The organism is Undibacterium paludis (assembly GCF_022568815.1).
Lineage (GTDB): Bacteria > Pseudomonadota > Gammaproteobacteria > Burkholderiales > Burkholderiaceae_D > Undibacterium.
Map to the genome: position 1 here is coordinate 271,782 of NZ_JAKZHX010000001.1, position 13,105 is coordinate 284,886.

The 13,105-nt window shown below is 53.4% G+C and carries 12 protein-coding genes; 4 read left to right on the plus strand and 8 right to left on the minus strand.

All coding sequences use genetic code 11. The features are described from left to right. Window position 1 precedes the first annotated feature (1 nt). Genes mdcA through LZ463_RS01295 form a run of 4 tightly spaced genes read right to left on the minus strand, consistent with a single transcriptional unit; the run spans window position 2 to window position 4,585 of the window. On the minus strand, window positions 2-1,666 hold the full coding sequence (mdcA, locus tag LZ463_RS01280; protein WP_241453053.1) for a malonate decarboxylase subunit alpha: 1,665 nt from the start codon (window positions 1,664-1,666) through the stop codon (window positions 2-4). Further along, window positions 1,666-3,015 (minus strand): TRAP transporter large permease, encoded by a 1,350-nt coding sequence (locus LZ463_RS01285; protein WP_241453055.1) that lies wholly within the window; start codon window positions 3,013-3,015, stop codon window positions 1,666-1,668. The genes mdcA and LZ463_RS01285 overlap by 1 nt, the downstream gene beginning before the upstream one ends. Then, window positions 3,012-3,566, minus strand: a complete 555-nt coding sequence (locus LZ463_RS01290; RefSeq protein ID WP_241453056.1) for a TRAP transporter small permease — start codon at window positions 3,564-3,566, stop codon at window positions 3,012-3,014. The genes LZ463_RS01285 and LZ463_RS01290 overlap by 4 nt, the downstream gene beginning before the upstream one ends. Then, complete coding sequence (locus LZ463_RS01295; RefSeq protein ID WP_241453057.1) at window positions 3,563-4,585, minus strand: TRAP transporter substrate-binding protein; 1,023 nt, start codon at window positions 4,583-4,585, stop codon at window positions 3,563-3,565. Before LZ463_RS01295 ends, LZ463_RS01290 begins: the two co-directional genes overlap by 4 nt. A gap of 194 nt (window positions 4,586-4,779) precedes the next feature. On the opposite strand from LZ463_RS01295, the gene LZ463_RS01300 reads away from it, so the two are divergent. Beyond that, window positions 4,780-5,433: a GntR family transcriptional regulator gene (locus LZ463_RS01300; protein WP_241453058.1), complete on the plus strand. Its 654-nt coding sequence runs from the start codon at window positions 4,780-4,782 to the stop codon at window positions 5,431-5,433. A gap of 24 nt (window positions 5,434-5,457) precedes the next feature. Here the strand turns inward: LZ463_RS01300 and LZ463_RS01305 are convergent, their stop codons facing one another. Further along, entirely contained in the window at window positions 5,458-6,747 is a 1,290-nt protein-coding gene (locus tag LZ463_RS01305) for a cyclic di-GMP phosphodiesterase (RefSeq protein ID WP_241453059.1), read from the minus strand. A gap of 185 nt (window positions 6,748-6,932) precedes the next feature. Here LZ463_RS01305 and LZ463_RS01310 point away from each other — a divergent pair, with 185 nt between their 5' ends. Then, a complete protein-coding gene (locus tag LZ463_RS01310; RefSeq protein WP_241453060.1) occupies window positions 6,933-7,643 on the plus strand; it encodes a queuosine precursor transporter in 711 nt (236 codons plus the stop codon). A gap of 136 nt (window positions 7,644-7,779) precedes the next feature. Next, window positions 7,780-8,082 (plus strand): hypothetical protein, encoded by a 303-nt coding sequence (locus LZ463_RS01315; protein ID WP_241453061.1) that lies wholly within the window; start codon window positions 7,780-7,782, stop codon window positions 8,080-8,082. Here the strand turns inward: LZ463_RS01315 and LZ463_RS01320 are convergent. Genes LZ463_RS01320 through LZ463_RS01330 form a run of 3 tightly spaced genes read right to left on the minus strand, consistent with a single transcriptional unit; the run spans window position 8,079 to window position 12,558 of the window. Then, a complete protein-coding gene (locus tag LZ463_RS01320; protein ID WP_241453062.1) occupies window positions 8,079-8,288 on the minus strand; it encodes a YgaP family membrane protein in 210 nt (69 codons plus the stop codon). The genes LZ463_RS01315 and LZ463_RS01320 overlap by 4 nt on opposite strands. After that, window positions 8,285-11,497, minus strand: coding sequence for an efflux RND transporter permease subunit (locus LZ463_RS01325; RefSeq protein ID WP_241453063.1), 3,213 nt, complete (start codon window positions 11,495-11,497; stop codon window positions 8,285-8,287). Before LZ463_RS01325 ends, LZ463_RS01320 begins: the two co-directional genes overlap by 4 nt. Before the next feature lie 2 nt (window positions 11,498-11,499). Next, window positions 11,500-12,558, minus strand: a complete 1,059-nt coding sequence (locus LZ463_RS01330; protein ID WP_241453065.1) for an efflux RND transporter periplasmic adaptor subunit — start codon at window positions 12,556-12,558, stop codon at window positions 11,500-11,502. Window positions 12,559-12,757: 199 nt separating this feature from the next. Between LZ463_RS01330 and LZ463_RS01335 the strand changes: the two genes are divergently transcribed. Beyond that, window positions 12,758-13,099 carry an ArsR/SmtB family transcription factor gene (locus tag LZ463_RS01335; protein WP_241453067.1) on the plus strand — a complete coding sequence of 114 codons (342 nt, stop codon included), beginning with the start codon at window positions 12,758-12,760 and terminating at the stop codon, window positions 13,097-13,099. The last annotated feature ends 6 nt before the right edge of the window (window positions 13,100-13,105 follow it).

Sequence of the window (13,105 nt, forward strand, 5' to 3'; positions counted from 1 at the left end):
CTTACCAGTTCCTGAAGCGCTTGGGCGGTTGATATAAACCGCCCGATGCGCGTACCAGGTCTTTCATGTTCTTTGCGGCCAGCAGGTCACGTGTGGCCAGGCGTTTGTCTATGCCCAGGTCTTCTGCGCGTTTGATGATGCCACGATCACGCAGGTTTTCTACCATGCGTTTATCACGTGCCAGCCCGACTGGCGTATAACCTGCGACACCGCGTATGGCCTGCTCACGTTCTTCTTCACTGCGGCACAGGAGAAGATTGACGATACCTTCTTCTGTCAGGATATGGGTCACATCGTCACCATAAATCATCACGGGCGGTATCGCCATATTGGCCTGCTCTGCCAGTTGCCAGGCATCGAGTCTTTCCACAAAGGCAGGTTGCATATGTTCGCGGAAGGTCTCGACCATCTGTACCACCAGTTTTTGTCCGCGTGGTATCTGATTGCTGCCTGCGCGTGCCTCGCGACCAGCTTTGAGCCATGCCGGACTGGCATGGCGTCGGCCACGTGCATCTGCGCCCATATTTGGCGCGCCACCAAAACCGGCGATACGGCCCAGGGTGGCTGTCGATGAATTGCCCTGCAAATCAATCTGCAATGTGGAACCGATGAACATGTCGCAGGCGTAATGCCCTGCTGCTTGTGACAGTGCGCGGTTGCTGCGCATGCTGCCGTCAGTGCCGACAAAAAAGATATCGGGCCGGGCGCGGATATAGTCTTCCATACCCAGTTCAGAACCAAAGGAATGCACGGATTCAACAAAACCTGCTTCTATTGCCGGTATCAATGCCGGGTGCGGGTTCAGCGCCCAATGACTGGCAATCTTTCCTTTCAAACCCAGCGATGCTGCATAGGTGGGCAAGAGCAATTCTATGGCGGCGGTATCAAAACCTATGCCGTGGTTGAGACGTTTGACTTCATATTCGGCATAGATACCCTTGATGGCCATCATCGCCATCAAGACCTGTATCTCGGAGATCAAAGCAGGGTCACGGGTGAACAAAGGTTCTATGTAATGCGGCGTCGGCGCCTGCACGACAAAGTCTACCCAGCCTGCAGGTATATCAACACGCGGCAAGACATCAACTATTTCATTGACCTGGGCAATCACGATGCCGGATTTAAAGGCGGTGGCTTCGACGATGGTCGGTGTGTCTTCAGTATTGGGGCCAGTATACAAATTGCCTGCACGGTCAGCCGACTGCGCTGCGACCAGGGCAACGCGCGGCGTCAGGTCAACGAAATAGCGTGCATACAATTCCAGGTAAGTGTGGATAGCGCCGATATTCAACTTGCCTGCCGAGGCCAGCTTGGCCAGACGCGCAGCCTGCGGGCCAGAAAATGAAAAATCGAGTTTGCTGGCTATCCCTTTATCGAAGACATCAAGATGCTCAGGCAAGGCCAGCACCGACAGCAACATGTGCAGGTCATGAACATGGGCCGGGTCAAGTTGCGTCAGGGCTTTTGCCAGGAAATCTGCCTGCTTCTGGTTATTGCCTTCCAGGCAAACCCTGTCACCTGCTTCCAGCACCGCATGCAGACAATCACCGACACGCTGCTGTGGCAGTATCTTGCCCTGCAAATCATTGCCCAGCACAGCGGCTGCGCGTTGCAGGCGCTGCCGGCGATTGGTTTGCAGGGTATTCCAGCGACCGTTCTCGGTCATTATTTGACTCCCATCAAGGCATCCGGAAAAGCTGTCGCAATGTGCGGGAATACACACAGCAAAATCACAGCCAGCAGCATCAATAACAGAAAAGGCATGACACCCCAGACGATATCCTTCAAGGGTATATCAGGCGCAATATTCTTGATGACAAAAATATTCAAGCCCACGGGCGGATGAATCAGGCCCATTTCCATGACGATGGTCATGACCACACCAAACCAGATCAGGTCAAATCCTGCCACTTTCAGCGGTGGCAGTATGATAGGACACATCATCAGGATAATCGAGACCGGTGGCAGGAAAAAACCAAACACCACCACCATCAGCAAGATCACTGTCAGCAACATCCATTTGCTCAAATGCAGATCCACCACCCACTGCGCGGCCGACTGGCTGATGTGCAGATAACTCATGACGTAAGAATACAGCAGTGACATGCCGATGATGAACAGCAGCATCGTCGATTCCTTGATCGTCGAGGTAATGAAAGGGGAAATATCTTTTGGTCGCCAGACGCCATATACGATCGCGATCAGCACCATCGCCAGCAAGGCGCCCAGACCGGCTGTTTCCGAAGGTGTGGCGTAGCCGCCATACAAGGCCACCATGACACCGATAAGCAGGATGACAAAAGGTAGCACACGCGGCAGCATCTCGACTTTTTGCGCCAGTGTGAAATGCTCTTTTTCCAGATAGGCAGATGCCGTACCACTTTGCTGGTAAGCTTGGTAGGCCACTGTATACTCACGGCGCGCACGATATACCGCATAGCCGGAGAACAAAGTCACCAGCAAGATACCGGGGCCTATGCCAGCCAGAAACAGGCGCCCCAGCGACTGCTCAGCAGCGACCGCATACAGGATCATGGTAATCGATGGTGGCAACAAGATACCCAGCGTGCCGCCGGCAGCGATGATGCCTGCCGCAAAACCAGGTGAATAGCCGCGCCTGCGCATTTCAGGTATACCGGCAGAACCGATGGCAGAGCAGGTCGCCGGTGAAGAGCCAGCCATGGCTGCAAACATGGCGCAGGCAAAGACATTGGCGATCCCCAGACCGCCCGGCACCTTATGCAACCAGGCATGGATGGCGGAATACAAGTCGCGTCCGGCTGGTGATTTGCCTATGGCCGCACCTTTGAGGATGAATAAAGGTATCGACAGCAAGGTGATCGACGCCATTTCTTCATAGACGTTCTGGGTGATGGTATCGAGTGACGCAGAAGGCATGAAAAAATACATGAAGCCGGTCGCCACTACACCCAAAGCAAAAGCGATGGGCATGCCGGAAAACATCACCACCAGCGTGACGATGCCATATAAAACGCCAAGGGTAAGCGGGCTCATGCTGCCTCCCGCTTATTGGTGATGGCTGCAAATACCTGGATCACGATCTGCAAAGACAGCAGCGTCATGCCTGCGGCCATCATGGCATAGGGTATCCACAAGGGCGGCGCAAATGTCGATGAAGTCGTTTGCCCATCAACCCAGGCTTCATGGAACAGCGTCCAGGACTTCCATGAAAAAAACAGGCAAAACATCGCACTGATGATATCCACCATCAACAGGCGAAAACGGTTGATGGCAGGTGGCAGTATCGATGACAGGACCTCTATGCCTATATGACCGCGAAAAGATTGTACATAGGCGGCAGAAAAGAAAGTCACACCTATCAGCATGAAGACCGAGGCTTCATCCTGCCAGTCTGTCGGCACCTTGAACAGGTAACGTGTGACGACAGAATACGTGAGGATGAATGCCGTCAGCAGCATGGCGACCATAGATAGACGGACAATCGCTTTATTGAGCCATTCCAGTACTTTCGCCAGCCTGGCGATCATGGGATTATCGGGTGCTGGCGGCCCTTTCGGCGCAGTTACCTCAAAACCATGACTCATAGTAATTTCTCCGCCAGCTTGAGCAATTTGGCACAGTTTTCATTTTTGTCGGCATAGTCCTTCCAGGCCGTGGTACGGGCGATTGCCTGCCATTTCTTGACCGTAGCGGCACTCAGGTCAACCACCTTGGCGCCCTTCTTTTCATACACCGTGGCAACAGCAATATCGTCCTGCTTGGCTGCCTTGATGGCAAAGGCTTCCAGCTCGGCGCCCACGGTCATGATGGTGTTTTGCTGATCTTTCGTCAGCTTGTCAAAAATTGCTTTGGACATCATCAGCGGTTCAAACATATACCAGTAACTCTGGCCGCGGCCACTGGTCAGAAATTTGGAGACTTCTTCGAGGCGGAAAGAGATCAGCGAAGTCGATGAAGTCATTGCCGCTTCCATCGCCCCTGTCTGCATCGCTGCATAGATTTCATTTGATGGCAGAGATACCACGGCGGCACCTGCGGCTTTCAGCACCAGATCGACTTCGCGCGAGCCACCGCGTATTTTCATGCCTTTGACATCATCAGGGTCAACCACGGCCTTGGTGCGCGATGCCACGCCACCTGCTTGCCAAATCCAGCTGATCACGACGATGCCTTTGTCGAGCAAGAGTTTATTAAGCTCCTTGCCAACTTCAGCGCTCTTCCAGGCGGCACCGACTTCATAAGAGGGCACCAGGCCGGGCATGAGGCCGATATTCACTTCAGGCACCTCACCACCGGCATAGGACAAGGGCACCAGTGACAGATCCAGCGCGCCCTTGCGCATGGAGGAGAATTGCGCATTGGTCTTCATCAGAGAGGAACCAGGGTAAATCTCAAACTTCAGGCTGCCGTTGCTGCGCTTTTGCACTTCTGCCGCAAACATGCGACAGAGACGGTCACGAAAATCCCCCTCTTCCAGCGTGCCGCCAGGGAACTGGTGCGAAATCTTCAACACGGTCTGCGCCCTGGCAGTCAGGGGTGAGAGCGCAGCAGCCAAAGGGACGAGAGTTAAACCCTGCAATACATTTCTTCTTTTCTGCAACATGATGTCTCCTGAGGTATATGGGTAATTAGCATGCTTTTTTAGCAAACTCTTAGCTGTCTGTACCTTGCATATCAAGACAATCATGCTTATCTTGTATGCTATTTTAATTTTCTTGTATACAAGATCGACTATTTTGCATTCAAAGTCAACTTGAATATATACTTAGGAATGAATTTTTTAAGCTTACCGATAAAATGAAAAATCGATCCGCCAGCCTGCGTGAAGAAATTGAAGAACTGATAGCAATAGGACAATTGCAGCCAGGACATCATCTGGATGAAACTGAACTGGCCGAGCGTTTTGGCGTATCGCGCACACCTATACGCGAGGCACTGATACAACTGGCGTCTATGGGCATCATAGAAATGCGGCCACGCCGCGGAGCCCATGTCGCCACCATCAGCCCGCAACAATTGGTGGAAATGTTTGAAGTCATGGCTGAATTTGAAGCCATGTGCGGTCGCATGGCTGCACGCCGGATGTCAAAACAGGAACAACTGGATTTACAGGCAGCCCACCAGGCCTGCAAGGAGGCCCGCGATGCAGTCGAGCCGGATGCCTATTTCTACAAGAATGAAGTATTTCATGCCCTGATCTATCGTGGTAGCCACAACGATTTTCTCGAATCACAGGCGATGAATCTGCACCGTCGACTGCGACCTTATCGCCGCCTGCAATTACGGGTGCGGGACCGTATCGCCAATTCCTTCAATGAGCATGACCAGGTAGTGGAAGCCATCATACAGGGCGATGCGGAGCTGACCGCTAACCTGTTGCGCGGCCACATCATGATACAGGGGCAGCGCTTTGCCGACCTGATTGCCTCCTTGCCCAGGGCAGCCGCGTGAGTCCTGATCAGGACAAGTCAGGCATCACTGACGCTTCTGGTTTTCTGCTTTTTGCGTATCAAAGAAATACGTCATGCGCTTGCGCGGACTCAGGTATTCATACACTTCAGGTGACAGCTGGCCCGGTTTGAGGCTGGCGGCAATATCGAGTATGGGTTCATGTAGCAGGTCAATGATGATCGCCTCGTTCTTGGGTACGGAGGGATCGTAAATCAGTACGCTGGGACGCAATGGCTTGCCGGAATTCACTGCCACCACCATGCCCAGAGTGCCATCACTGAGTTTGACGATGGTGCCGGGCGGGTAGACACCCATGCAGCGTATGAACAGGTTCAGGGCCGGTGCGTCAAATTGCTTGCTCATGTGGGCAAACATGTATGACATGGCCTCATACGGGCTCAGCGAATCAGCAGGATTGGGTTTGTTGCACAGATTATCGTAAGTGTTGGTAATAGCGACGATGCGCGCCAACGGCGAAATGCGGTCGGCCTTCAGTTGTTGCGGGTAACCGCTGCCATCGACATATTCATGATGTTGCGAGATGATGTCGATCGCCCCCTTGGACAAATTGATTTTTTCGGCAATCTGCTGGCCGTAATGACTGTGCATTTGCAAAAGGTTTTGCTCGGCCTTGGTCAGAGCAAAGGTCTTATTGACAATCCGATCAGGGATTTCCACCTTGCCTATGTCATGGAACATGCAGCCCATGCCCAGTTGCTTGATGTCGTCAGCAGGGAATTTCAATTCCTTGGCCAGCATCATGGTCAGCACGGCCACATTCAGTGAGTGATAATAAGCTTCTTCACCGACGATCTTGTCATTCATTAAATGGATGGCGATGTCTTTGTCGACCAGCAGGGAATCAAGCATCTGCTGCACCAGTTGATCCGCTTCACGCACGGCTTCCTGTGGCCGTGAAAACAGATTGCGGGTAATGCTCTTCAAGGTCGTCGCAGCTTTCAGCAATTGCTTTTCACATTGGGCAATCGCATTTCGCTCTTTGATCAGTCTTTCTATGCGTGCTTTTTTTTCCTGTATCAGCGCCAGTTCTTCCGGTGTCTGCTCTACGATCACCGGCGCCGGTGCATCCGCAGTTTTGGGCTGCGGAGGTAAGGGGCGATTGTCTGACTTGGCAGGATTGACCCTGACAGTTTTCAAGCCAAGTTGCCTGATCGCATTGATTTCTTCCTGGCTTTTGATTTTAAAGCTGTTGAGCGCAAATGAATGTTCCAGCCAAGACATATCCAGATGGACATACAGGCCTATGCATAATTGCTCGACTGGAACGTTAACGGTGATCGGGGCTGCGCACATGGGGACTTTGAAAGCTGATTTTTAAACTGTAATACAGGCATTTTAGCAAACCGCTGTTTTAGCCCATTTTCCAACAAAATCCTGAAGTCAGGTTGACAAGTTTCATCGCCGTGCAGGAATATGCAAAACCAAGCATCATTAACCATCATTAGCCAAACTTCAATCGCCCATCCAGGATCAATCACATGACACGCCCACTTGCCAGCTATAAATACTATGACTTTGTGATGGCGGCTTTTGTCACCGTCCTGCTCTGCTCCAACCTGATTGGTGCAGCCAAGGCGGCGCAAGTGACTTTACCCATCATCGGTGCGGTGACCTTTGGCGCCGGTGTACTGTTTTTCCCCATTTCGTATATTTTTGGCGACGTCCTGACGGAAGTCTATGGCTATGGCCGTGACCGCCGCGTGATCTGGGCCGGCTTTGGCGCCGTGCTGTTTGCCGCCATCATGTCTGTCGTGGTGCTGGCGCTGACACCGGCAGCTGACCCCTTCAACACCGAGTACCAGACACATCTGAGCGCCGTATTTGGCAATACCCCCAGGATCATCCTCGGCTCTGTCACGGCCTTCTGGTGCGGCAGCTTTGTGAACAGTTATGTACTGGCAAAGATGAAGGTGGCGATGGCCGGGCGGCATTTGTGGATGCGTACCATAGGCTCGACGATTTGTGGTGAATTTGTCGATTCCAGTCTGTTTTACGTGATTGCCTTTTACGGCATCTGGTCAGACAGCCAGTTGCTGACCGTCATGGTAGCCCAGTATGTGTTGAAGACAAGTTGGGAAGTCGTCATGACACCGGTCACCTACAAGGTCGTGGCGTTTCTGAAGCGCAAAGAGAATGAAGACTATTACGACAAGGACACGAATTTCACGCCTTTCCAGCTCAAGGTGTGAGTCCGGATACGACAGCAATATTGCGACCAGGGAAGATTACTTAAAATGCAATTGCAAGCAGATGTAAGCATTTACTAAAGTTTTAAACTATTTTACCGTTCTAAGTGCCAAGTATCCTATTTTTGGCACTTATGTCATGTTTCCTTTAAAAGTATTTCGCTTATTTGAGCAGGCTAAAGAAATCCCGCATGCAAGTATTCAGCACCGTCGCCCGACATCCAATCAGACACAGACAGGCAATGGTGGCGAGGACCTGAGCTGGCCTGAGGTAGAGCGCCGTCAGGATCAGGACAGACGGCATACTGACCGTCGCGCAAAACAACAGGCCATCCTGCTCAATACCCGCAAATTGCAAGGTCGCCGCCAGAACTCAGGGCGCCGTCTGGAAGACCAGATGGCGTCACAAAACTCGCGCATCAATATTTCCATCAAGGGTTAGCAACCCGCACGCACTCCAAATTTGCGCAGTATGCTTTCCATCAAGCACCATTTGCTAAAACCACTCTGCAACAGATTGATGCCGACAAAGGCCGTGAAAGCCAGCCACCATTGATTGATAAATAACGGGCTGCCAGGCACACCGAGCAGCAGGCTCAAGAGAATAAAAAATCCGGCGACAACACGTACGATCTGCCAGCTGCTCATGATGAAGCTCCTTGTAGAAATTGAGGATGGTTTTTATAAGCGGCGTAATACAGCAGCGGTATCACGACCAAGGTCAGCAAGGTCGATACCAGAATGCCAAAGATCAGTGATATCGCCAGGCCATTGAAAATCGGGTCATCAAGGATGAAGAATGCTCCCAGCATGGCGGCAAACCCGGTCAGCATGATGGGCTGGGCACGTGTCACGGCAGAACTGACAATCGCATCCCTGAACGCCATGCCAGCCGCGACCTGTACATGGATGAAATCAACCAGCAAGATGGAATTCCTGACGATGATACCGGCCAAGGCGATCATGCCTATCATGCTGGTCGCCGTATATTGCGCACCGAGCAGAGCATGGCCAGGCATGACACCTATGATAGTCAGCGGTATCGGAGCCATGATGATCAATGGCGTCAGGTAAGAGCCGAACTGCGCCACCACCAGCAGGTAAATCAGGATCAGGCCGACCGCATAGGCGGCGCCCATGTCGCGAAAGGTTTCGTAAGTCACCTTCCATTCACCGTCCCATTTCAGGCTGAAGCCACGATAAGGATCGGACGGTGCATGGATAAAGAATTCACTGAGCTTGCCACCGTCCGGTGTGGTAATGGCCTGGATGCCCTTGCGCATGGCAAACATGCCATAGAGCGGGCTATCAATCGCGCCAGCCATGTCGGCCATGACATAATTGACGGCCAGGCCATCTTTGCGATACAGCGGCTGTTCACGCAGGCTGTCAGAAATAGTCACCAGTTCACGTAGCGGTACCAGACCTCCCTGTGCGGACCTGACCGACAGGTTCAGCAGGCTATCAAGACTACCCTGTTCTGCCACTGGCAAATGCAAATTGATACCGGTGGCATATTTGCTCTCATCATGCAGGTAGCTGACGGCATCACCAGCCAGGCCTGCACGCAGGGTAGTGACGATGCTGCTCTGGCTGATACCCAAGGCTGCTGCCTTGCGCTGGTCTGTCAGGAGCACTTTGCGCGGTGCATCGACGATACTGCTGTCATCAATATCAACCATACCGGCAGTCTTGGCAAACACGGCGCGCACGGCCCTGGCGACTGCACGCCGGCCTTCATCTGTCGGACCATAAATCTCGGCAACAATGGGTGCCATCACCGGCGGCCCGGGCGGCACCTCCACTACTTTGACATTGGCAGAAAAACGCTTTCCTATCTCTTGCAAAGCCGGACGTACACGACTGGCGATGACATGACTTTGTTCACTGCGGTGATGCCTGTCAACCAGGTTCACCTGCAAGTCACCAACTGCGCCACCCTTGCGCAAATAATACTGACGTACCAGGCCATTGAAATTGATGGGCGCGGCAGTACCGGCGTAGGCCTGGTAATCTGCGACTTCAGGCAGCGTCGCCAGGTAGGCGCCAAGCTCACGCAGTACGGCGGCGGTTTTTTCCAGCGGGGTACCTGCCGGCATGTCAACCACGACCTGGAATTCTGATTTGTTATCAAAGGGCAGCATCTTCAACTGCACCCAGCCAATTACTGGCAACAGTACTGACATGGCGATGAATACCAATATTGCCGCGGCCAGTTTCCAGCGACTGGCCCTGCCCTGGCGCTCGTCCAGGAAAGGACGAAACACGCGCTGGAACATGGCATTGAGTTTCGCTGACTTACTGCCGGCAACAGCTGCATGGCTGTCATGCTTCATCCAGATACGCGCCAGCCAGGGCGTGACCACGAAGGCAATCGCCAGCGACAGCAACATGCCCATACTGGCATTGATGGGAATGGGACTCATGTAAGGTCCCATCAGACCACTGACAAAAGCCATCGGTAACAAAGCAGCGATGACAGTCAAGGTTGCCAGTATGGTGGGACCACCAACCTCATCAACCGCAGCAGGAATGATTTCCGCCAGGGTCTTTTGCGGGAACAGTGCTTGATGCCTGTGTATGTTCTCTACCACCACGATGGCATCATCAACCAGTATGCCGATGGAAAATATCAGGGCAAACAGTGAAACACGGTTCAGTGTAAAGCCCCAGGCCCAGGAAGCAAACAGGGTTGCCGTCAATGTCAGCACCACGGCCGTACCGACGATAGCGGCCTCGCGCCGTCCGAGTGCAAAATAAACCAGGGCAACCACCGAGATGGTGGCAAACAGCAATTTCTGTATCAGCTTTTTTGCCTTGTCATCGGCGGTCTGTCCATAGTTGCGTGTCATGCTGACTTCCACGCCAGCGGGTATGACAGTGTTGTGCAATTCATCCACACGCTGTTTGACTGCATCGGCCACTTCTACAGCATTCTGTCCGGGCTTTTTGCTGATGGCGATGGTCACTGCCGGATACTCTGCTGCCCCCTTGCCAGTCAGGCCATGCCAGACATAGGCACTGGCTGGCAGTGGGCCATCTTCCACGTTTGCAACATCTCCAAGAAATACGGGCTTGCCTGACCTGACACCCACGACCACTTCGGCCACTGCCCGGGCGTCATGCAAAAATGGGCCTGCATCAATGGCCGTACTTTGGTTGGCGCTGATCATTTCACCGACGGGCATAGCCAAGTTCACTGCCTGCAAACTGCTCTGCAGATCAGCAACCGTCAGGCCATGGGCAGCCAACCTGGTTGCATCAAGTTCCACATTGATGGCGCGGCCTGGCCCGCCTATGCTGACTACTTCGCGCGTGCCCTTTACCCGTTTAAGTTCTGCTTCAAGACTATGCGCAATGCGTTCAAGATCAAAGCCTGCGACCTGCTCTTGCTTGCTCCACAGTGTCAGCGATAAGATGGGTACATCATCGATACCCTTGGGCTTGACGATGGCTTCCTGCACACCAAGTCTGGCAGGCAACCAGTCGCGGTTACTGTGCACGACATCATATAAACGCACCAGTGCCTCGGTGCGTGACACCCCGACTTCGAACTGTATTGTCATCACGGCCAGGCCTGGATGCGATACTGATGTCACCTGTTCCACATTGGCGATTTGTCCAAGCACCTGTTCTGCCGGAATGGCAAGCTGCTGCTCCACCTGCTTCACCGACGCACCGGGAAAAGGGATGAGCACATTCGCCATCGTCACATTGATTTGCGGCTCTTCTTCACGCGGCGTGACGATTAGGGCAAATACGCCAAGCAGGAAAGCTAACAGCGCCAGCAAGGGCGTGATCTGCGCCAACTGGAAATATTGCGCTATGCGACCAGATAGACCGAATTGCCTGCGCATGTTCAATCCCTGAGCGGCAATGCCGCCGTCAATGGGTTCGCAACCACCTTCTCGCCGGCTGACAGGCCAGCGAGGATTTCCAGCTCACTGCCAGTGCGCCCTCCCGGCCTGACTTGCCTGAGCATGACCTTCCCCTGAACATTCACCACATACACGGCATGCAGTTCTGCACGTTTCAGCACTGCACTGACAGGCACGAACAAGCGGGCATTTTCTCCACTGCTGCCGGTTTGCAGCGGCAACTGCACACGGGCGAACATCCCTGGCACCAAGCCAGTGACATGTCCGTTGGCAGGGATATCAATGCGTACCTGTACGGTATGGGTATGTGCGTCACTGACGGGCAGGACGATGAATTTGTCGACCCGGATCTGTCGCTGGGCAGATGGCAAACCCGGGATTTCCACATTGACCGTCGCATTGCCCAGGGCAGCGACTTGCGCCTGTGGCAAAGTTGCCGTCACGCGCAGGACAGCGGGATCAAACACCGTCATCAAGGCGCGGCCTGGGGTGACCATATCCCCCTGACTGACACTCACCTCGGCGACACGACCGGCATAGGGTGCCGTCAAGGTAAAAAAGCCGGACTGGGTCAGTGTCGCGGCAGCCTGGGCAAGCTGGGCATTGGCATCTGCCGTGGCTGACCTGAACAGGGATTCAGCCCTGTCCAGTTGCGCCTGGCTGATGTATTGGCGAGCGAATAATTGCTTCTGTCGTTCAAAATCTTTGGTCGCCACCTGCAAAGCGGCGCGTGCCGCTTCTGCCTGGGCCTGACTGGCGCGCGCCTGCTGACTGGCTGCGCGGCCATCAAGCCGCAACAGCATTTGCCCGGCCTTGATGCTGTCGCCAGCTTTTACCGGTAGTTCCGTAATTGCACCCGATACCTGAGCAGCAATGACGGTCTGGCGCACGGCTTCCACCACGCCATCTGCGGTGACACTGCCGGCACTGCCACTTGATCTGACCATCACCACATCCAGCCCTGCCGCCTGTGCAGATGAAACCGGGCCCGTTATGGCCAGGAATTGCATCAATATCATGCAAACCAGAAAATGTGCCAAGGTAACTACTCCTGTTGAAGGTGATCAGCTAATGGAATTTATGCAAGCCATGACATGCCTATGATTTTCATCGGCTTTTGCACGCCACATGACAACATAATATTCTTATTTGCGCAATTACGCAAATAGTAAATATAGGATACGCAAATTTTCACACTCGGGGTATGATAGGGATATTCCCAATCATTAATAGATCGATATGGATGGATTGTCCGATCAGGCGCTGATACAGGTTGCCAATTATTTTTCGGCACTGGCTGAGCCCACACGCCTGAGGATATTGAATTGCCTGCGTGAAAAAGAACACAATGTCGGCGAACTGGCCGACCGTTGCGCCTGCTCGCAGGCCAATGTTTCACGCCACCTGTCCACACTGGCCAAGCACGGCCTGGTGGCGCGTGAAGGTCGCGGTACATCCGTGTATTACCACATTGCCGATCAATCCATTTATCAGCTATGCGACCTGGTCTGTGGCAATGTCGCCCGTCAGTTTGAAAGCCAGGCCGCCCTGCTCAATGGCAGCCGTCCGCCCCCGTTGTAAAAAAGT